This is a genomic window from Flavisolibacter ginsengiterrae DSM 18136 (assembly GCF_059568575.1).
The window spans coordinates 52,429-74,365 of sequence record NZ_JCANTR010000011.1 but is presented as its reverse complement, the minus strand read 5'-3'; the positions used below and the strand labels follow the sequence as shown (position 1 = coordinate 74,365).

Genomic DNA, 21,937 nt, shown 5'->3' with positions numbered 1-21,937 from the left:
GTATTATGCAATCTTTTTTTGACAATAAGAGTGAAGCGCATCATTTCCCGTTGGGGGATTTACAATATACAGCATGGCCTTATATGCAACTGAATAAAGCTTTAAATTAAAGCTTAATAGTCTGAGAAGTTGAGTGAATAGATTAATTATTAAACTCTTTTTCAATTGTGCCGAACCGTATGCCAGATTCTTTAAAGAAGTTTTCCAGCAATTCGTATTTCTGCTCGCAGAAATCTCCCGTGTTTACCCTAGTTGAATTAACTCGGTGTCCCATGCATTCAAAACACAACTCAATGTAGGCGAATGTTTTTCCAGACACATCCACAAACAATATGGCGTTTCGTGGATTGTAACATTTAATGTCAATTTCAGTAAAGAAGGGTCCACGGTAACCAATATTATATAAGATCTGTGTTAAGGTGTTTATTTGTATGTTATTAAGTGTTTTAGTTTCATTCAGTTTTGCAAAATCAACTGTTCCGTTCTTCAATGGCACCTGGCCACCCATAACAATTGAGTCTGGTTTTTTAAAAGAAACAAGCAAGACTTTACTTGCTTTTGAAAATGGATAGATTGTTAGTCTTTTTGCAGCAGAATATCTATGCCTGATCAAACAATTTCTATTTCTTTGACTTTCTTCTCTTTCTCGCTTAGTTACAAGCCTGGGTGGACCCGGCAAAGGCGTCAATTGGGCATGAGATATTTTGGATAAATTAAATAGTAAGGCTAAAAATATAAATCTAATCATTGGTTATAAAGCAAGAGTTAACTATAGCAATTGGGCAAGTATATTGACACATAGAAAATATGAAAATAGTTTACCTGTTTTCGGTGGGGGGACTTGGGAACTAATTAATCTTCCAATTCCTCCATACTCATGGAGAAATCCGTTATGTAAAATTTGATGTTTTCATAAGCAAGTATCTTATTCATAACTTCCTCAGATTGACCATAGTCTATAAGTAAAATACTAGTCACTTTTTGGGTTTTATCCTTAAAATCTATTGTAAGTTCGCCTTTTGGAAATCCACCGCTGTCCATGGCATCATTGCAGGCAATGTGGGTGATTTCTTTGATTGAATAGAAGGTAACAATCTTATAATTGTCAACTTCAATCTTGTCGGGCAATAAAGTTAAAAGACCTGGCCGCTTAATCCTGCAGAACGTGTATAGGATAAAAAAAATTGGCGTTCCTAAAAACGCAAAAACCACCACCTTTTTTACAAACTCAGATGTGGTTAAGATGAAATAGGCGGTTTTCATCTCACCTGAAGAGTGCATCGAAGGAACCATGTGCAATGCAAACAATACAAGCACAACCAGGCACGCCATTAACAAATAATAAAATGTTTTGGTCAGCCACGTAATTTTTAAATTAAGGATGACAGGGTAACTTGTTTCCATGTACGATGAACCTGTAATATAGCTTGCTTAAACTATTATTTACCACCCAACGCATCAATCCGTTCCGCCAACTTCCTGTCCTTATCCGTTACAATATCTCCCGCATCATGTGTTGACAACCACAGTTCCACCGTGTTCCAGACATTCGTCCATTTTGGATGATGGTTCATCTTTTCAGCGATCAATGCCACCCTGGTCATAAATGCAAATGCTTCACTGAAATCCTTAAACTCGTATTTCCTGTATAGCGTGTTTTCTTTTTCCTGCCACATAACTTAGGCTTTTTAGTAAATCTTAAAATTATGAAACTATCCCACCAATCAGAAGTATAATCATGCAGCATCGAAACAGGAGAACAGAAATATAATTATGTACCCAAATCCTAAAACACCAGGTGTTCCTTATTCTTGATCTTCTCATTGGTCAGCTCCAGCACCAGTTGCACTCCATTAATAGATTTGATGGATTGCACCAGGTGTTGCAATGCTTCATCAGAAACATAATCATCCTTCAGTAACCACAGGAAATCAAGGTGCTTAAACTCGGGCAACAAGTACTCGCCATCATTCTGGTTTTTATAGAGGTAATGCTTCAGGCAGGTGGATGGCTCCGGGTATTCGTAAATGGAAAAGAAATAGCTCCTGTTCTTTTTCTTTAACTGAATCTCCAGCTCATTATTGATACGAAAATCAATGCCCAGTAATTTATTCAATTGCCAGCAGAACTGGTAATCCTTTAACGGCGCCATGATCCCCAGCAGCTTGGTCTCTTCAAAAAAGCCATCTGTCAGATCTTTTGTATCCAGGACTAATTTCATAACGATAGCTCAATAATTGGTAAAATACTAAAACTCTACAGTAGTTGAAAGTGGCTGGGCGCCACGGATATATTCCACTTTGGCGGTATCGCCTTTCTTAAATTTTGATAAGGCCTGCATATAATTTTCCAGGGAAGTGATCTTTATATCACCAAGTCCTGTAATGACATCCCCTGTTTGCAACCCTGCTTTTTTAGCTGGCCTGTTATCACTTACACCATCCACTCTTACCCCAACACCATTAAATGTATAATCCGGCATAATGCCCATGGTAACCGAGAACCTGGCCGACGTAGTGGTTTGTGCTTCCCGTGTTTTGGTAAAAGCCAGTCGCTGGTTTTGTTTATCACTCATTTGCACCAGGCTATAAATATGCTTGACCACATTCATCTCCCCGGCAAAGTTGATCTTGTTATAATCATCGGTAGGTTTATGGTAATCGCTGTGAAGCCCGGTGAAATAAAACAACACCGGAATATTCTTAAGGTAAAATGAAGTATGGTCGCTGGGGCCTGTACCACTGGAGTCAAAATGAAATTGAATGCCATCATTGTACAAGCCATGTTTCCCCTTCATACTGTAAAAACTGCCCCATGAAGGAGAGGTACCATAGCCACCGATTGTCATGGTATGTGAGCTGTCATTCAACCTGCCTACCATATCCATATTGATCATGTAATTCACGGAGCCCAGGTCAATGGTAGGATGTTGGGTAAAGTATTTTGAACCATATAGTCCCAGTTCTTCGCCTGAAAAGGCAATAAACAGGTAATTATTGTTTTTGAGTTTTGAATTCTTTAATAACCTTCCCAACTCTATAAGGGCGGCTGTACCGCTGGCATTGTCATCGGCACCATTATGTACCTGATGTTTATTTTCTACCTCTCTTGAATTGCCATCCTCTCCATATCCCAAATGATCAAAATGTGCACCCAGGATAATAGTAGTTGGTGCGCCGTTATCTATATACCCCACAACATTGGTGCCTGTGCGTTTTTTCTCAGAAATGGAGGTTTTGAACCGCAGGTCCAGCGCTGCAGAAGGATCTGAAAGGTATTTGTTGGCTATCTCTTTATTCAAATAGACAACAGGAATGGAAACGTGTGGTGTATGGTCCTTCCCGTCAAAACGAAGTCCATCATCCCTGGAAGAAGTATTGTAGATAATAAAAGCTGTCGCACCTTTTGCCGCCACTTCTCTTGTTCTGTTCAAAACTGCATTGGCGAGGTCAAAATGAGGGTTGGTGGCATTAGAATCTATCAGATCCCGAAGATTCAGGAACCAGGGCATATTTGGCTCTTCCAAAGCCAGGGAAGGCATCGCCGCAATGGATCCATCTGCACTGTAGCTAAACGGGAAAAAATCTTTACCCAGGACCAGGGTGTTGTCATCGATCATGAAAAACGTGGAAGGGTCCACCTGTTTACCTTCCGCCACTTCAAAAGGCTGGTAGTATTCATTCACGCCCTTAGGCTGTAATCCTTCTTTTTTAAAAGCTTCACTGATATAGGCTGCCGCAAGTTTCTCCCCTTCGGTGCCAGTACGCCTTCCCTCCAGTTTATCGTCGGCCAGGTACTGAATATGTTGTTCCAGGTTGGCCACTAACAGCTTGTCTTCTTTTTTTAATTTTTGGGCCTGTACTAAGGTGGCTGAAAAAAGGAACAGAACGAAAAGGCGGGTCTTGATCACGTTAAAAAGTTTTACGGAATGAACAGAGGGCAAAATTATCATTGCCTGTCCTCAGATAGACGATAAAACTCTTTTTTTAATAAATTTATTTTCCTTAAGCTTTTTCTAAAACTTCCAATATCGTAAGCCCTTGCCGACGGGGCTGTCTACCTTTGCGCGGCGATAGAGTGGCTAAAAAAACAATTCATATAGCTTTAGTAGGTAATCCCAATAGCGGAAAGACCTCCCTGTTCAATACACTTACCGGTTTAAACCAGCGTGTGGGCAACTTCCCAGGCGTTACCGTTGACAAGAAAACCGGGCATACCCCCATTTCTGATAGCCTCTCAGGTAATGTCATTGACCTGCCGGGTACTTACAGCCTGTACCCTAAAAGGCTGGATGAGTGGGTAAGCTATCGCGTATTGCTGAACCAGGATAAGGATATACACGCGGATATTTTTGTGGTGGTGGTGGATGCCAGCAATCTCAAACGCAACCTTTTATTCTGTTCCCAGATACTGGACCTGAAAAAACCGGTGGTAGTGGCATTGACCATGCTGGACCTGGCGAACAAAAAAGGGATTGAGATAGATGTGCCTGAACTGGAAAGAGAGCTGGGTGTTCCCGTGGTTTCGGTCAATCCCCGTAAAAACAAGGGCATCGTTCAATTAAAAAAAGCCATTGAACTAACCGCATCGCATTTATATAAAGTACCTGTCAGGGACTTCATTGATAATAAGGCCATGGCCACTGCGCCAATTGACGACCTGAAAAAGCTCGTTCCTTCGGCAAGTGATTATTCGGCCATTCATTATTTGATCAACCACGAAGAATTTCAATTAAGTCCTGCCATGCAGGAAGATATTGAAAACATAGAACGCAAGCATGCGTTCAACCCCACCCGTACACAGGCATCAGAGATCCTGCAGCGTTATGGCCGTATCAAGCACATTATGCAGGTAGCTGTAATAGAGCCCGATCCCATGCAGCAAACCATACTGACGGACAAGTTGGACAATGTGTTGCTCCACAGGAAATGGGGTTACCTCATTTTACTGGCAGTATTGTTCATCCTTTTTCAAAGTGTATTCTACCTGGCCCAGTATCCCATGACATGGATAGAGATGGCCTTTTCGTCCTTTAGCAGCTCATTGTCCCAGTCCTTGCCAGATACATGGTGGAGTGACCTTATTATAAATGGAATCATCGCCGGTCTTAGCGGGATCCTTGTTTTTGTTCCGCAGATTATGATCCTTTTTGCCCTCATCACCCTACTGGAAGACTCCGGCTATATGGCCCGTATCAGTTTTCTAACGGACAGGTTGATGCGCAGCGTGGGATTGAATGGTAAAAGTGTAATGCCGCTGATCAGCGGTTTTGCCTGCGCCGTGCCTGCCATCATGAGTGCCCGTAATATAGAGAATAAGAAGGAGCGTTTGCTGACGATTCTCATCACACCATTAATGAGCTGCTCGGCACGGCTTCCCGTTTATACTATCCTGATAGGACTGGTAATACCCAACCACTATCTTTTAGGACTATTCAGCGTGCAGGCACTGGTCATGATGGGATTATACCTGTTAGGATTAGCCATGGGACTATTGGTTTCATTCATTGCCAAGTGGTTTATAAAAAGCAAGGAGCGCAGCTTTTTTATATTGGAGCTACCTACCTATAGGGCACCTAGGGTAAAGAACATGGTGCAGACCATGGTGAACAAAGCCAGGATATTTGTTACTGATGCCGGAAAGGTTATTATGGTCATAAGCCTGATACTTTGGGCGCTGAGTACTTTTGGACCCGGCAGAATGGGAGAGGTGCAGGAACATTATAAAACAGAGATCGCTAAAAACCCTGCAAAAGCCGATTCCTTACGTATTGTCATGAATACTGCCAAACTAGAAAATTCCTATGCGGGCATTTTAGGAAAATCTATTGAACCCGGGATCAAACCATTGGGTTATGACTGGCGTATAGGTATAGCGCTGATAACTTCTTTTGCCGCCCGCGAGGTGTTTGTTGGTACTATGGCAACCCTTTACAGTGTGGGAGAGGATGAACAAGGAATGTTATTAAGAGACAAACTGAGAGCAGCTAAAAAAGAGGATGGCACTCCTTTGTTTACCATGGCCACCGGTATTTCCCTGATGTTGTTTTATTTATTTGCCATGCAGTGCATGAGTACTTTAGCGATCACCCGTCGCGAAACGAAGACATGGAAATGGCCCATCATCCAGTTCACCTACATGACCACTATTGCATACGTTATGAGCTTTATAGCCTATCAGTTGTTGAAGTGATCCCACAATAGTTTGGATAATTTCCTTGTCAGCTCCCATGCCTCGTTTGATTTGGCATCCCAGCTTTGATCCTTTATGTTTTTGGTACAGATGCAGAATATATATCGGGCATCATCCCCATTTACAAACAACACTTCGCTGCGCGATTCATCTACTGCACCGCCCTTGCTTGCCACGAAAACATCGGAAGGAATTTGAGAGATGGCATATTCATCCCAGTAATTTCTGCCCAGCAGCCGCAGCATTTGCGCACTGCGCTCTTTATTGATGATCTCACCTTTTACGATCTTTTCCATCAGTGTAGCCATTTCACGGGGAGTGGTTTGTCCCCAGCCATACTGGGCGCGGTTGGCTTCTCTTCCAGGCGTTCTTGAGTTCACCCTCGTTGATTGAAATCCAAGGCTATCAAGTATGGCATTGATCCTCGTTCCGGTGCCGGCAAGGCTTTGCAACCACAGGCTGGCAGTGTTGTCACTCATTACCAACATCAGCATCACTACTTTACCCAATTCAATTCTTTCAGTGTCTTTAAAAGAACCTAGTATATCTACACCTGCATATAAAAGCGAATCCCGGTAGGTAAGCTTCTGGTGAAGGTCCAATTCTCCTTTATTTACCTTATCCATCACTCCTGTTAGTATTGGCACTTTGACCATACTGGCTGTGGGGAATAGAGAATCTTCATTGATCATCACCGTTTTCCCGTTCTTTAAATTCTTTACATATACACCCACCTGCCCGTTAAAGCCCTGTAACAATTCGTGCACCTTACTGTAAAGTTTTTTATCCGTTTTCTGGGCATATGATCCCATAAAAATTCCGAGGCTGATAATACTAAGTACAATCTTATTCATCATGTTATTCAAATATTTATACTTACACACAGGAAGCTTAAATGTAAAACCAATTTTCTAACGCTCAATTGCTTTGTTAAGGATGGAGGGAAAGACATATACCTATCGGGAATGAATAATTCCATGTCTTGTTCAAATATCAATACTGACACAACGCATGCAAATTGCCTGATATCCTGGCTTTTATTTGGCTTTACTCCACTTGTGTGCCGTGTCTGCACCGCCTCTTTAAAGAGGCGGCTCATAGGCGGCTCAAAGGCGTTTCATACACGGTTCAAAGGCGGCTCATACTAGCCGGAAGTCGGTAATTGGTAGCCGGTACCCAGGTGCGAATTCTGAGTGATACCAAAACAGGTACACAGTTTTTAATGTCATTACATGAAACGTTGTTCAGATATCTGAAGTAAGTACGTAGGCTATTCTGAAGTTTTTGTCTTTTACATATCCCAAATAGAAAAAGGGCCCCCAAAGAGCCCTTAATTTATAATAGTCAAATCGTACGCTTATTTATCAACAACAGCCTGCACCTGGCTCACAACATGGCTTTTCAGCAAATACGGTAATGCTGAAAATGCCTAAACCTGATTGCTCCAGTTCTTTCAGTTCTTCAGCAGATATATACTGCAATAATATTTCACCAGGAATAGTAATCTGCTTTTCTTTCTGAAGGGTAATGTTAGTAAATCCAGTTCTTTTAATAATATCCAGGTACTCCTGTTTTTGAATGGCTCCGGATACACAACCTGCATACATTTCCGCTGCCTTTTGCAACTTTTCAGGCAACTGGCCAACCAATACAATGTCTGAAATGGAAAAATTTCCGTTTGGCTTAAGTACCCGGAATATTTCCTTGAATACATTCTCCTTATTGGGCACTAAATTCAAAACACAATTACTGATGACCACATCAGCTTTATTGGCTGTTAAGGGCATCTTTTCAATATCGCCCTGGCGAAACTCGATGTTATTGTATCCCAGCTTATCTACATTGGTCCTTGCCCTTTCCAGCATGGCTTCACTAAAATCAATGCCGATCACTTTTCCTTTTTCACCAACTATTCGACGGGCTACAAAAGCATCATTGCCGGCACCGCTGCCCAGGTCAACGACAGTGTCGCCTTCTTTCATTTGCGCGAATTCAGTGGGTACACCACAACCCAACCCGAGATCAGCATCAGGATTATATCCTTCCAGCTTTGTATAATCTTCCCACATAATAGAGTAAACTTCATCACCACAACAGGACGATGTAGCCCCGCAACAGGAGGCCTTATTTTGTTCCAGCCCCTGGCTGGCGATCTGGCTGTATTTTTCTTTAACCAGTTCTTTTAATTCTGTTTCATTATTCATATAGATCGTTTTAAAAGTTTTAACAACAGGCTTTATCGTTTTTGATTTTCAGGTTCAGGAATAAGGCACCAATGTCATTACTGAATTTTTCGAATGCCTTCCAGTTGATACAATAGCAGGACCGCGGTCCGTCTATTGTTCCATCAATCAGTCCTGCATTCTTTAATTCTTTCAGGTGCTGCGAAACAGTGGACTGTGCAAGCGGAAGTGTATCTACAATATCTCCGCAAATGCATTCATTCTTTTGTGCCAGCACTTTCAGAATGGCGATACGTGCGGGATGGCTGAGTGCTTTTGCAAACTCCGCCAGTTCCTGTTCCTTTTTCCCAAACTCTTCTTTTTTGTGAAAGGCCATTGTATAATCTTATATCGCAAATATACGATAATAACGATCCGGGCAAAAATATTTCCCATGCAGGGGTATTGGCTCTACGCCACCCATGAAATGTCATGCATGAAACCGGGATAGCCTACTATGTTAGTAGAGCCATTACAACTTCGTAAGTCTTTCCACTGCCTGTCCTAATGTTTCTTCTTTTTTGGAAAAACAAAACCGTAGCACCTGGTGATTGGTTTCCTGCTGGTAGAATGCCGAAACCGGGATGGTGGCCACACCATATTCGTTGGTCAGGCGGATGGCAAATTCTTTTTCATTTTCCATTGATATATCCTGGTAAGAGTAGACCTGGAAATAACTGCCATAACTGGGGATGGGTTTAAATCTGGTTTCTTTCATCAATGATTGCAGGTGATCGCGTTTCTGCTGAAGGAAAGAACCCAATTCGAGATAATGTTCTCTTTGTTTTATAAAGGTTGCCAGCGCAACCTGCTTAGGTGTGTCGCAGGTGAAGCAGTTGAACTGGTGCACCTTGCGAAATTCACTCATCAAATATTCTGATGCGATACTGTAGCCTAGTTTCCAGCCCGTGCAGTTATAGACCTTACCAAATGAAAAGGAGACAAAACTTCTTTCCAATAGTTCAGGATGCTGTAACACACTTTGGTGTTTCAGACCATCAAAGATCAGGTGCTCATACACTTCATCACTGATGATAATAATGCGTGTTCCTTTTACAATTGCAGCCAGTTGGTCAAGATCTTCTTTGCTCAATACACTTCCCGTTGGGTTATGTGGTGAGTTGATCATGATGGCCTTTGTCTTTTCTGTAACGCTTTTTTTGACCTTAGACCAGTCAATAGTGTAGGAAGGAAATTCCAACTGTATAGTCACAGCTTTGGCGCCATTTAATTCAATAGCTGGTATATAGGAATCATAGGCAGGCTCAAAAACAATGACCTCATCACCTGGTTGCAAGATAGTGGTCAATGCGGTGTATAGTGCATATGTGCCTCCCGGTGTAATAGTAATCTGTGTGTCGGGATTTATTTGAGATCCGTACAAATACTCAACCTTCTCAGCCAGCGCTTCCCTTAATGGAATGAATCCATTCATGTGCACATACTGGTTATGTCCTTTTTTCATGGCCTCATTCACCAATGCGATCAGTTCTTCACTCATAGGATAGTCAGGAAAGCCCTGTCCCAGGTTAATGGCATTATGCTGGACAGCCAATGAACTCATTACAGTAAAAATAGTAGTACCTACATTGGGTAGTTTGGACGGGAATTGTATTGCTGGCATATAAAGTTGCGATTCTGTAAAGAGAGCAAAATTAGGAGAATAGCAACCTGTATCAGGGAATCAAATGAAAGAATAGAGATTATCTATAGTAAAGAAGCAAGGGTAAACAGGTGTCGCTATTTGGTAGAATAAAGGGCAGGGTAAATTATTTCAGGCTATCACCGCGGTAGCTTCAATTTCGATCAAATATTCAGGCGCTATTAAACCCTTTACTTCTATCATACTGGTACAGGGCCTGATATCCTTAAAACATTCGCCATGCGCTCTTCCATATTCCTCCCATTGAGAAATATCCGTGACGAACATTCTTGTACGAACTACATGGCGTAATTCTGCGCCGGCTTGTTTTAATACAGTCTCTATTTTCTGAATAATGAATTTTGTTTGCAGGTAAGCGCTTCCTTCACCAATGAGGTTATTGTCTTCGTCAACGGCTACAGTTCCGGTTACTTCAACAACATTACCTATTTTAACGGCACGGCTATAGCCTACGATGTCTTCCCACTTGGCGCCGGAAGAGAAATTAATCCTGGTGCTGGACATATTTGATAGATATGTTTTCTGGTTTGATAAGCGCTTCACAATGAAAACGTAATAGCACCTGGGCCAGGGTGATCACATCCTTCTGGCAATATTCAACAATACGGTCAAGATCTTTTTCAACCCAATATACCGAGTTGACCATGCTGCCATCTATATCATCTTTAGGAGAAGGAATGCCCAACACTTTGGCCAGGAGTTTCAGAGAGGTAAAGCTTTTATAGTCTCCAAACTTCCACAACTCCATTGTATCGAGGTGTCGGATCTCCCAGGGTTTTCTTCCTGCTATCTTCAGTGCTTCAGGTATTTCAAGGCCATTGATGACCAGGCGCCTGCATATGTATGGATAGTCAAACTCTTTCCCATTGTGGGCACACAGGAATTTATCTGCTTCACCACTCCATTTTTGCAGCATGTCGCAAAACTCCCGTAACAGCTTTTTCTCATCATCTCCACAATACGATTTCAATACCAGTTTTTTGTTTTCTCCTGTTCCTTGCAGGCATCCGCAGGATATGCAGATGATCTTTCCAAACTCTGCGTATATACTTGCCCGTGGGTAGGAGGTTTCACTGGTCTCATCTTCCTTGTTGCGGTTAATGATGCCTGCTTTCAGGTCCCATAATTCTTTCCAGTCTTCCGGCAAATGGTTATAGGTCTCAAATTGAGAAACCGTCTCTATATCCAGGAAAAGTATATTGTTGAAATTCATACGACTATTTTTTACTGATTCGGGCAATACGTTAATCCTACGTCTTTGAAGTATAAATTACAAAAACTTATCTCCTTTATTCCTTTTTACTTCCGCTACGTAATGTTTGATCTCCTGTTCTTTATCCTTGTGACATATTAGTAAGACATCTTTTGTATCTGCCACGATAAAATCTTCGAGGCCCTGTAACACCACCAGCTTTTTATCCGGAACGTGCACCACGCATTTGGTTGTGTCAAACACGATGACATTATTTCCAGCCACTGCATTATCCAGATAATCCTTATCCATATTCTCCCAGGCGCTGTTCCATGTTCCCAGGTCGCTCCAGCCAAAGGATGCCGGTATGACAAACACGTTATCCGCTTTTTCCATGACCCCAAAATCAATGGAGATGTTGGAGCACTGAGGATAGATGTTTTCTATGATCTCCTTTTCTTCCGGTGTGTTCAGTTTTTCCTCTTCAGAGGCAAACAGCTCATACATTTCGGGCATATGCTTCTGGAAAGCATGTATGCCTCTTTTGATCTGCCAGACAAAGATGCCGGAGTTCCATAAAAAATCGCCGCTGGCAATGAATGTTTTGGCCAGTTCTTTATTGGGCTTTTCCGTGAAGGTCTTCACTTTAAACACCTTTGGAACGGCTTCCGCGCCATCATGCTGTATATATCCATACCCCGTGTTGGGATATGTAGGCGTAACCCCGATAGTCACCAGTGCATTAAAATGATTCACAAATTGCAGGGCATCCTCACAGGTTTCCAGGAACTTATCTTCCTGTAATATCAGGTGGTCGGCCGGGGCCACTATTAATGAAGCTTCCGGGTTGAGCTGTTGTAATTTGAATGATATATAGGCAATGCAGGGTGCAGTATTCTTCCTGTAGGGTTCTCCAATAATATTCTCTTTGGGCAGTTGAGGCAACTGGTGCCCGGTTATATCAATATATTCATTAGCGGTAACCACGTAAATGTTTTCGATGGGTACCAGTTTTTCAAATCTCTCGAATGTTTGCTGGATCAGGGTTTTACCTGTCCCTAAAATATCAAGGAATTGTTTGGGGTGGTTTACCCTGCTCAGAGGCCAGAAACGGCTTCCGATGCCTCCTGCCATGATGGCTACATAGGTACTGGTGTTCTTTCGATGAGTTTCTTGTTGCATTACTTCTTGTTCTGTTAGATTTCTTTTCACTTTGGTAATAGGCTGTGCAGTATGAATGGAAGCAGAGGTAAAGATGATGATTTTTATTATGGGTGTTATTAAATCAATCCTTCTTTTACGAGGTCGTGTAAATGAATGATGCCCAGGTACCGGTCATTTTCTGTTACTACCAGTTGCATGATCTCATTCTTCCTCATAATATCAAATGCATTTACCGCCATTTCGGTTGGACCAATGGTTTTAGGGCTTGGGGTCAAGATGTCCATTGCCTTAATGTGCTCAATGGATGTGCTTTTTTCCAGCATTCTTCTAAGGTCTCCATCGGTAATTATGCCGGCCAGCTTCCCTTCGCTATCCAAAACAGCTGTAACCCCCAGGCGCTTTTTGGTCATTTCCATGATCACTTCTTTTACCGATTGGTCATGCCGAACTTCCGGCCGTTCGTTTTCCACATAGAGGTCAGCTACACGCAGGTACAATTTCTTTCCCAGGGTGCCTCCCGGATGAAGCTTGGCAAAATCCTGCATGTTAAAACCCCGCTTTTCCATCAGGCACACAGCAATGGCATCACCCATCACCATTTGAGCTGTAGTGCTGGTGGTTGGAGCAAGGTTATTGGGACAGGCTTCCTGTTCTACAGTAGTGTTCAGGACAAAATCGGCTTTGCGGGCCAGGAAAGACCTGGTGTTACCCGTAATAGCTATCAGGCAGTTTCCAAAATTTTTGATCAGGGGCACCAGCACCTTGATCTCTGAGCTTTCCCCGCTTTTAGAGATTATGATCACGGCGTCTTCCTGTTGCACAATACCCAGGTCGCCATGTATGGCGTCTGCGGCATGTAAAAAGACAGAGGGAGAGCCTGTAGAATTGAGCGTAGCAACAATTTTCTGGGCTATGATGGCGCTTTTGCCAATCCCGCTGATAACGATCCGGCCCTTGCAGACCGCCAGCTTATCAATAGCATTATCAAAGTTATCGTCGAGCAGGTTTGCCAGCTGGGCTATGGCCGAAGCCTCCATTTCAATGGTACGGGCGGCGGCATTTCTTATTGAAGCTTTTAGTTCCAAGGCCCCAAAATTAGAGGTTTTGATGTCAAAAGAGGATTTCCAAAATTGGTTGTCATTTTAACTATTTAATCTTTCAAATGCGGGTAGTCCTTGCTAAATTCGCTTTCCTTTTTGACCAACGGCCTTAGTGGCTGCGCCATCCCCCTCTTATGTTAGAATTTTCTATTAGAAGGGTCAAAAGCACTTCCGCGATCGAGAGCTGTTTCAAATAAGGCAATCATTATCTATAAGCTTTATTTAAAGCTAAAATTGAAAGAAAATGCCTACCACGAAGAAAAACCCTGGCAAGAAAACTAAGGCCAGCCCCACTAATGGAATTGATTTAAACGCTGCACTGCAGGAGTATTTTGGTTTTAAAGATTTTAAAGGACAACAAAAACAAATCATAGAATCCCTGTTGGCAGGTAGGGATACCTTTGTCATTATGCCTACGGGTGGTGGCAAAAGCCTTTGCTACCAGCTTCCCGCTATGGTTAGCCCCGGTGTTGCCATTATTGTCAGCCCTCTTATTGCATTGATGAAAAACCAGGTGGACCTGGTAAGAGGCTATAGCAGCAATGATGATGTAGCCCACTTTCTAAACTCAACCCTAACTAAGAAAGAGATCAGGGAAGTACATGATGACCTGAAATCAGGTCGCACAAAAATGCTCTATGTAGCCCCTGAAACCCTTACCAAACAAGATAATCTTGATTTTTTCAGCGATCTGCAGATCTCGTTCTTCGCTGTGGATGAAGCGCACTGTATATCGGAGTGGGGCCATGACTTCCGCCCGGAATACCGCCGTCTTCGTGATATGATGGATATTATCAATCCTGATATTCCCGTCATTGCCCTTACTGCTACAGCTACGCCGAAAGTGCAAAGCGATATTGTTAAGAACCTGGGCCTCCGCAAGCCAGATATATATATATCCTCCTTCAACAGGGATAATCTCTACTACGAGATCCTTCCCAAGATTAAGAAGGACGAAACATTAAAAAGCATTGCCCGCTTTATTGTTCAGAGTAAGGGCAAAAGCGGCATTATTTATACCCTCAACCGCAAAACCACCGAGGAACTGGCTGATATGTTGATGGCCAATGGCATCAAAGCCGTGGCTTACCATGCCGGTCTAGATTCCAAACTGCGTTCGGAAAGACAGGACCAATTCCTGAATGAAGATGTCCAGGTAATCGTGGCCACCATTGCGTTTGGGATGGGTATTGACAAGCCAGATATCAGGTTTGTGATCCATTTTAATATTCCAAAGTCTATAGAAAACTACTACCAGGAGACTGGCCGGGCAGGCCGTGATGGACTGGAAGGAAAATGTATATTATATTATTCTCATAAGGATGTGTCCAAGCTGGAGCACCTGATGCGCGACAAGCCCTTGAGTGAAAGGGAAGTAGGGGCTCAGCTTATCAATGAGTCGGTTGCGTATGCAGAAAGTGGCGTCTGCCGCAGGAAGGTTTTATTAAGCTATTTTGGTGAAGAATATACTGTAGAAAACTGCGGTAACTGTGATAACTGTAAACATCCTAAGGAAAAGATAGAAGCCAAACAAAATGTAGTACAGGCTTTACAGGTAATTAAAGCACTGGATGAGCGCTTTGCGACTGATTATGTAGTGAAGATCATTACCGGTCACCTTACACCACAGATCAAGATGTTCAGGCACGAAGGATTGCCGGAATTTGGAATTGGCAAACAGCAGCCAGACCATTTCTGGAATTCGCTTGTTCGTCAAATGTTATTAGAAGATTTACTTAAAAAGGATATTGAAGAGTATGGCGTGTTGAAAATCACTAAAAAGGGGAATGACTTCCTGAAAAAGCCCAAATCTTTCATGGTCGTCCTTAACAACCTGTTTGAAGAAGCTAATGAGGATGATGAAGAAGGTGGAGATACTGCAGCCGGAGCAGTTATAGACGAGAAGCTGTTTACCATGCTCAAAGAATTGAGGCAAAAAGAAGCCAAGAAGAAAAATCTTCCTCCTTTTGTGATCTTCCTGGAAACATCATTACAGGATATGGCTACCATGTATCCAACTACTACTGATGAACTTGCGCGTTGCCAGGGTGTAAGTAAGGGAAAGGCTATAAAATATGGCAAGCCCTTTATGGAAGTGATCGCTCAATATGTGGAGGAAAACAATATTGAGAAGCCTGATGATTTCGTGATGAAAAGCGTGGTGAATAAGAGTGGCAATAAGGTACACATCATTCAACAGGTAGATAAGAAGATCCCGCTTGAGATGATTGCCAAGAATAAGGACCTCCGCCTGGATGCCTTATTGGAGGAAATGGAAACAATTGCAGCCAGTGGTACCAAGTTGAACCTTGATTATGCCATTGACCAGATGCTGGATGAATATGAGCAGGAAGAGATCATAGATTATTTCAAGGGTTGTGAGACATCTTCATTGGATATTGCACAACAGGAATTATCAGATAGTAATTATAACTGGGAGCAGTTAAAAATAATGCGTATCAAGTTTTTGAGCGTATATGGTAATTAATAAGGGAAGAGGGGAGGGAAGAATTTTTAGAAAACTATTCACAACTTTTCCTCTTTATATCGCTTAGTTCCTTATTTTTGCTGCCCCGAATAAATAAGGACGAAAGTTATTATTTGTTTAAGGAGGTGCGGTAGCTCAGTCGGTAGAGCAAAGGACTGAAAATCCTTGTGTCGGCGGTTCGATCCCGCCCCACACCACAAAAAAAGAGATCACAGAGATGTGGTCTTTTTTTTGTTTGTTTTGCTCTTCCGGACTGCGTTTCACTGGATGTATGCATCATAATACGCTTACGAATTTACTGAATTTCGTTCTCACTTATATGGAACCATCAGCCCTGTTATCTTCTTTTTACTGACGCATCTACTGACGCACGAGAAGCTTTTATTAACATTTCGCGGATTTTTAACCCCCGTGGTTCATAGTTCATTTGTAGCCTAAATACTTAAACGCCGGGTTGAACGCTTAACAGAGTAAAGAATATACTGTGTTCTTGTGTTCGTCTCACAAGTAGATCGATGGATCCGGAAACAGGAAGGTGATCTCTGCAGGTATCGGTGGTACGCACCAGGAGATACAGTTCAGTCCACCGCCAAGAGGTGTAAGAGCTGATATGTCTACCTGCTCTATTTTGCGATTTGGAAAGATCCCACACATCAGAGATAGAACTTCATCATCCAGATCCGTTCCGTAACCTGGTAGTATGATCAGGTCGCCCACTTCAAGGAAGTTGATGTAATCGCCTGTAGCATCGTCGTAGGACTTGTTGAGATGAAGGTTATTGGGTAATGTGATCACTTCAAGACCTGCGCTGTAAAGGCACAGTCTTATATGCCTGTAAACCTTCTCTGAGGTTACTCTGGTAAAGTCGTTCAGCAATACAGTGTTTTTATCAACAAAACGCAGCATTGCATCAACGTGCCCTGTACTGTCGCCTGGTAATTCGGGGATGATAATCAAACGATCAATCTGAAGCTGGTCTTTCAGTGTGTAGATCAGGTCCGATTCCCATTCAGGATTATCAGCGAATACACGTTCCGTAACCGCTGCGGTTGACAGATCACCTATTACATTACCTCCGTCCAAAATAATGGAACTGCTAACTGGTTTTATCCCCTTTGGTAAGGATAGTGATGCTGGTAGAGTACGTAAGTGCTGGTACTTTTTAGGCTTGTAATAACGCGGATCAAACCTGAACTGAACGCATTTGGTATCTGTCACCCATATAGGCATGAAGTCCCGGCACCAGATGTCCTGTGTGTTTTCTATCCACCGGAGAGGAACGTGATGACGTGCTAAAATACCTGTAAGCGCTGTTGCCACATCCGGCACCTGCTCACGCAATAGAGTAGACAGGTACACTGTTACCGTTTGTTGTCCGTAGATCATCGCCGGTGTTTTAAAAACTCACTGCCCATCAGAATTCTTATTTCGTCTAAAGCATCAGGATCAGTATGTCGTTCTTTATATAGCTGCTCTGCGATCCCGGTCTTGTCTTTGTGACCTAAGTGCGGATGGATAAGGAAGCGATAAGTCGCTTTGTGAAAGTACTTTTCTTTATCCTTGTCCTTGTTCTCGTTCAATCCGATCCTGGTTGCCTTGTAAACAGCTTCTTCTTCCAATGAAGTGAGCCCGTTGAGACTGGACACGCGTAGATCGTGTAGATAAAAACTAAAGGGCGTACTATCCCTGACGGCGGGAAAGTGAGAGAAGATGGTGGTTATGACCTTTAAAGGACCAAACACATTCGCTTTATTACTTTCAGAACCTGCCCGAGGATTCACATGTTGGATACTGCGGATCAATACTCCCGCATGAATCACGGGATCTTCACTTCCGAACGTTATGTCGAGACCTGACCCATGAAAATACCAGGTACCGGTTTTCAATTGCTCGTCGTGTTGATGACTGTAGTTATCTACATGACCGGAGCTCTCGTTACGATAGTAAAACTCGATCTCAAGGAAACGAAAATATTGATCACCTACAACCAGAACGCGATGATTGAATAAGTCTTCTGCTGCCTTTTGAAAGCTGAATTGAATACTATCTCGTGTGCTGGTGTCAATGGTAAACATCGTGTGTAGTTTCCACTAAGGTAGTGGGACTAAGCTCATGGAAGTACACACCCTCGAAGCTTTCGATAGTATATAATATCATCAGTATTATTAGATAGTATTCAAATAAAAATGATCCACGCTAAATACTATCAATCCGTTAATTATCTGGTCCGGAACTCCATTCCTGGTTTTCTTAATCCCGCCACTTCATTAGCCATTAATATAAAAACGTTCCAGCTAAGCCCTTTTGTACTAGGCCACCAGGAATCTGTCGTAGTCCATTTTGTAGGAATGAATTCTTTACTAAACGGCCATGCGGGATTCAGGTTAATTTCTGCCCAGGCGCGGTTTTCCATCATGCTTAAGGCCTTTTTCCACCCATGTTTTAGCCCTGTAACATATGCACAATATTCGGATCGAAACCAGCTTCCGCCATTATAATAATAACCATCGTTTTTCCCATCAGTATAATTCTCATCTCCGAATTTTTCAAAGGGCTGATATTCTTTAGTGAAGTAGGAAAATTGATTTCTGCCGGTAAGCCTGATCAGGATTGGCGCGGTTGTGCCTAATTCAGGGTGCGGTGCTTTGGGATTTTTATTGAGGAATGGCATCCTGTCCAAATGATTTATGACCATCTCGTCAGTCAGCATTTTTTCATTGAATAACCAGATGGATAAAAATTCTGGCTCCAGGTCTGTAAGAGAAATAAGATCGGGATACCTGGTATCAAAAAGTAAATGTTTACGAACGGGGTCATAAAAATTCTTGTAAGCAGCAACAGCCTTGTTGATGTAAGCCTCATTAACCTCATTATAACCTAAGGCCTTGATTGTTTTTAATGCTACGGCAAACATGCCCTGGTTTGCTGCAAGACGATGCGTCTTTGGTTCGTAGCTTATTACATCAACCTGGTTCAAGGGAAAATGCGCTTCACAAATTCCATCCCTGTCGGGATCAAATTCGTTCAATACATAATGAACAGCCTTGTCTATTTTTTCCTTTGGCAATTGTGCTTTGAATCTTCTCTGATTCAATAAGGCCCATTGCAGCCACAAGATGGTGGCTTCGTTATCTTTTACTTCAACAGATCCCATAGAAGGGGTGATGATGGTGCCGATAGCTCCATTTGCAGTTTGTGTTTTGCCCCATTTGTCCCAAAGCTCCAGGTTGAGATATTTATTATACGTTGCCACAATAGTGAAATAGGTATCCCGGTTATACATATCAGGCGCATAATTCATATTAGGAACAAGGAAAGGAGAAAAATCATTGATGTCAGAGATCCAGGTAAGCATGTTCACATTCGCGTACATCATTTTTTCAATTTCGGTTCCCTGAAAGCCCATTGCTTCTGCTAACCTGGTCTGGCATGAGATCATGTATTGATGTTGGGACTGCCAGGGCTCAATGAATATATAGCTTGTTTTCTCAACGGTATCTCCCTGGGGGAGGATATTATAAGGCAGCGGCGAAACCTTATGTTGCACAATCCTGAAATCTTTTATTTCAAGTTGAACTTCGTTGTTTCCTGCAGGGCCAATGAAAACTGAAATATCATCCTTGCCAATATATGGTATCAATACACTTCCTTTAAAACCCTTCCAATTCGAAGTATCGGTTGGAAAATTGTCAATGTATTTCACTCCATCTTCAAGTTCTATTGTTTTCCTTCCATTCTTCACCCTGAATAGTTTCAACATAACCGGAGTGTTCCCTTTTACCTGGAATGAAATGGTATATAGATTTTGGCCTGGAAGATGAATTACCGCCTCTGCTCCGGATGGTCTATGCTTATTGCCCTTAATAGAAATAGTATTCTCTTGTATTATCACATTTGAATCACCCGGTGCTTTAAATTGGCCACTAAGATTAATGGCTGAATCCCTGGCATTTTCCAGGTCATAATATTCGCCATAAGTTTGTTTAAGGAAGTATTTTCCTTCCCTGTTTTCCATAGAATCTGATATGGAAAACAGGTTTGCATCAGCCAGTTTTCGCATACCCACAAAACCTCCACCGTTTTCGGTAAACCTACGTCTGGTATTCCTTGTATATTGATTTTTGTACCCCGCATCTGTAAGAACAGTTACTACATTATTACCTGGAGTAATAAATCCCACTGCAGGAAACATTTCATGCACTAATCCACCAGGGAAATCATTTTCCTCGAATGTTACAAACTGTTTCGGTGCTGTAACAGGTGATGTCTTCTCTTCTAAAATGAATTTTAAACCTGGCATAGAAGGCTGAAAAAGACGAACCGATTTTCTCAGAACATTTTCATTCACCCGTTTATAAACAACTTCTGCAAAGAGATCAACTGTAAGCGCTGGAATAAAAGCTTTATACGTAAGGCGAATTTCATCCTTTGTGGATTTCGTGATGATAGCCGTTGGTGCCGGTAATGTAGCAGTAGAAGTCCTATCAATATTTGAAACATATATAGAAAAGGGAACAGAGTCAATGGCCAATACAACATGATTATATAAAATCTTAACCGAGAAGAAAGAGTTCTTCTGCTCCGGCTCTATTGCTATTCCTTGTGCAATTGCTGTATGGTTGATGAGCAGGCAAGTAATGGTCAGCAAGCATAAATGGATTGGTTTATGACCTGCATGAATACACATCAATTACCTTTCGTAGTATTTTTTAAGGAACGCATTGAAGCTATGCACTGGTTTCAAAATATCTTAAAAATATATGCATTATTAATGTACACTGCTTTTGGTCATTTCATACTTGTCTGCCAGGTCTTTTCTACTTCTTCTTTCTCCGGTAGCACGACATAGCTGGCAACATACACTTTCTGATTTTCATCCAGCGCATAGTCAGACCCTATAATATCCCTGGACTGATCTACATACAAAAAGCTGCAGTTCATGCAATTGAATACAGGCATGATCCTGCTAAAATTGATCTCACCTTTATTACTGGGTGCCAGGAACCCGGCAGATTCAGTACGCCAGTTATAAAAACTAACCGGTTGCTTATTCAGGTTTTGCACCTCTTTCAGGCTCATGCCGCAATACACACCCTGGCTGGACCTCCATCGTGACAGCATCACTGTATTTATGTTTTTATCGCTTTCGTTATGCAATTGCTCTCCAATAATGATGAAAGAGATATCTCTTAAATTATCCTGGTCCTTCCATATAAATATGGCCTGGTGACTGGTATTGGGAAAAATAACGCTACACTTTTTGGTCATGGTTTGGGAAAACATAAAAGAATCCGTCTTTACATTAGACTTACCAAAGGCCGCTACAAGATATTCGTGTGCATTCAGGGTTAGGAGATCTTCAGCATAACCAATGTTTCGTGCATCAGGGATCAGCTTTTTGTTGGCCTGGATTGAATACATCCAGGATGTATCGACCATTTTCCTGGAGCAACTTATTAGCCACTCTTCTTTCTGATACAACATTGTTTTGCAGGTATCCTTTGCCTCTATAAAATGGAAACCACCAGCTTTCATTTCATTCATAAATGATAACCATTCATCTTTACTGGATGTACTGTATAATAATCCCGGGTTATCCACATGATTCAGGATCTCAAAATTGCGATATATCTCTATGGAGTCTTTTTTGTCAAACTTTGACTGTGAGTAGCCAAGTGCATTGTTATCCGAAAGGAATGATCTCTTAAAGCCTTTTTTCTGAAGATGACTTTCCAGCTTGTTGCGGTTAAGATCTAATAAGCCTGTGATATCTTTTAAAGATACCTGTGCAAACACACCATACCCAATAAGGGTAGAGATCAAAACCAGGCTTAACCTTTTCATGAGTCTTTTGATTTAGCGAACAATGCGCTTTTTTCAAGGTTGGATCACGAAAGGTTTTTCAAAGAAGTGTTT

Annotated in this window: 19 protein-coding genes and 1 tRNA gene; 3 read left to right on the top strand and 17 right to left on the bottom strand. The window is 42.1% G+C overall.

Going from position 1 to position 21,937, the window contains the following annotated elements:
- Window positions 1–142 precede the first annotated feature (142 nt).
- The 5 genes from BP74_RS12725 to BP74_RS12705 form a co-directional block, all read right to left on the bottom strand.
- Window positions 143–748 (bottom strand): hypothetical protein, encoded by a 606-nt coding sequence (locus BP74_RS12725; protein ID WP_496374687.1) that lies wholly within the window; start codon window positions 746–748, stop codon window positions 143–145.
- A gap of 104 nt (window positions 749–852) precedes the next feature.
- Entirely contained in the window at window positions 853–1,404 is a 552-nt protein-coding gene (locus tag BP74_RS12720; protein ID WP_496374685.1) for a hypothetical protein, read from the bottom strand.
- Between the two features lie 35 nt (window positions 1,405–1,439).
- Entirely contained in the window at window positions 1,440–1,676 is a 237-nt protein-coding gene (locus tag BP74_RS12715; RefSeq protein WP_496374683.1) for a 4a-hydroxytetrahydrobiopterin dehydratase, read from the bottom strand.
- A gap of 110 nt (window positions 1,677–1,786) precedes the next feature.
- Entirely contained in the window at window positions 1,787–2,221 is a 435-nt protein-coding gene (locus tag BP74_RS12710) for an IPExxxVDY family protein (protein WP_496374681.1), read from the bottom strand.
- A 27-nt stretch (window positions 2,222–2,248) separates the two neighbouring features.
- Window positions 2,249–3,910 carry a M28 family peptidase gene (locus BP74_RS12705; RefSeq protein WP_496374679.1) on the bottom strand — a complete coding sequence of 554 codons (1,662 nt, stop codon included), beginning with the start codon at window positions 3,908–3,910 and terminating at the stop codon, window positions 2,249–2,251.
- Window positions 3,911–4,077: 167 nt separating this feature from the next.
- Here BP74_RS12705 and feoB point away from each other — a divergent pair, with 167 nt between their 5' ends.
- Entirely contained in the window at window positions 4,078–6,192 is a 2,115-nt protein-coding gene (feoB, locus tag BP74_RS12700) for a ferrous iron transport protein B (protein WP_496374677.1), read from the top strand.
- On the opposite strand, the gene BP74_RS12695 is transcribed toward feoB, so the two are convergent.
- The 8 genes from BP74_RS12695 to BP74_RS12660 form a co-directional block, all read right to left on the bottom strand.
- Window positions 6,177–7,049, bottom strand: coding sequence for a serine hydrolase (locus BP74_RS12695; RefSeq protein ID WP_496374675.1), 873 nt, complete (start codon window positions 7,047–7,049; stop codon window positions 6,177–6,179). The genes feoB and BP74_RS12695 overlap by 16 nt on opposite strands.
- Before the next feature lie 507 nt (window positions 7,050–7,556).
- Window positions 7,557–8,396 carry an arsenite methyltransferase gene (locus tag BP74_RS12690; protein ID WP_496374673.1) on the bottom strand — a complete coding sequence of 280 codons (840 nt, stop codon included), beginning with the start codon at window positions 8,394–8,396 and terminating at the stop codon, window positions 7,557–7,559.
- Window positions 8,397–8,415: 19 nt separating this feature from the next.
- Window positions 8,416–8,751, bottom strand: a complete 336-nt coding sequence (locus tag BP74_RS12685; protein ID WP_496374671.1) for an ArsR/SmtB family transcription factor — start codon at window positions 8,749–8,751, stop codon at window positions 8,416–8,418.
- Between the two features lie 135 nt (window positions 8,752–8,886).
- On the bottom strand, window positions 8,887–10,038 hold the full coding sequence (locus BP74_RS12680) for a methionine aminotransferase (protein WP_496374669.1): 1,152 nt from the start codon (window positions 10,036–10,038) through the stop codon (window positions 8,887–8,889).
- Window positions 10,039–10,188: 150 nt separating this feature from the next.
- On the bottom strand, window positions 10,189–10,581 hold the full coding sequence (locus tag BP74_RS12675; protein ID WP_496374667.1) for a RidA family protein: 393 nt from the start codon (window positions 10,579–10,581) through the stop codon (window positions 10,189–10,191).
- Window positions 10,562–11,290 carry a 3'-5' exonuclease gene (locus BP74_RS12670; protein WP_496374665.1) on the bottom strand — a complete coding sequence of 243 codons (729 nt, stop codon included), beginning with the start codon at window positions 11,288–11,290 and terminating at the stop codon, window positions 10,562–10,564. Before BP74_RS12670 ends, BP74_RS12675 begins: the two co-directional genes overlap by 20 nt.
- A gap of 57 nt (window positions 11,291–11,347) precedes the next feature.
- Window positions 11,348–12,451, bottom strand: a complete 1,104-nt coding sequence (locus tag BP74_RS12665) for a mannose-1-phosphate guanylyltransferase (protein WP_496374663.1) — start codon at window positions 12,449–12,451, stop codon at window positions 11,348–11,350.
- Window positions 12,452–12,549: 98 nt separating this feature from the next.
- Window positions 12,550–13,518: a KpsF/GutQ family sugar-phosphate isomerase gene (locus tag BP74_RS12660; protein WP_496374661.1), complete on the bottom strand. Its 969-nt coding sequence runs from the start codon at window positions 13,516–13,518 to the stop codon at window positions 12,550–12,552.
- 259 nt (window positions 13,519–13,777) lie between these two features.
- Between BP74_RS12660 and recQ the strand changes: the two genes are divergently transcribed.
- Together recQ and BP74_RS12650 are read left to right on the top strand one after the other, a co-directional pair.
- Window positions 13,778–16,021: a DNA helicase RecQ gene (recQ, locus tag BP74_RS12655; protein WP_496374659.1), complete on the top strand. Its 2,244-nt coding sequence runs from the start codon at window positions 13,778–13,780 to the stop codon at window positions 16,019–16,021.
- Window positions 16,022–16,145: 124 nt separating this feature from the next.
- Window positions 16,146–16,218 (top strand) — tRNA-Phe (locus BP74_RS12650).
- 304 nt (window positions 16,219–16,522) lie between these two features.
- Here BP74_RS12650 and BP74_RS12645 read toward each other — a convergent pair.
- The 4 genes from BP74_RS12645 to BP74_RS12630 all read right to left on the bottom strand — a co-directional run bounded on the left by BP74_RS12645 (window position 16,523) and on the right by BP74_RS12630 (window position 21,865).
- Window positions 16,523–17,407 (bottom strand): agmatine deiminase family protein, encoded by an 885-nt coding sequence (locus BP74_RS12645; RefSeq protein WP_496374657.1) that lies wholly within the window; start codon window positions 17,405–17,407, stop codon window positions 16,523–16,525.
- The gene (locus tag BP74_RS12640) at window positions 17,404–18,096 is read right to left on the bottom strand and encodes a hypothetical protein (protein WP_496374655.1); all 693 of its coding nucleotides are present in this window, start codon (window positions 18,094–18,096) and stop codon (window positions 17,404–17,406) included. The genes BP74_RS12645 and BP74_RS12640 overlap by 4 nt, the downstream gene beginning before the upstream one ends.
- Before the next feature lie 143 nt (window positions 18,097–18,239).
- Complete coding sequence (locus tag BP74_RS12635; protein WP_496374653.1) at window positions 18,240–20,669, bottom strand: hypothetical protein; 2,430 nt, start codon at window positions 20,667–20,669, stop codon at window positions 18,240–18,242.
- 140 nt (window positions 20,670–20,809) lie between these two features.
- A complete protein-coding gene (locus BP74_RS12630) occupies window positions 20,810–21,865 on the bottom strand; it encodes a hypothetical protein (RefSeq protein ID WP_496374651.1) in 1,056 nt (351 codons plus the stop codon).
- Window positions 21,866–21,937: the final 72 nt, after the last annotated feature.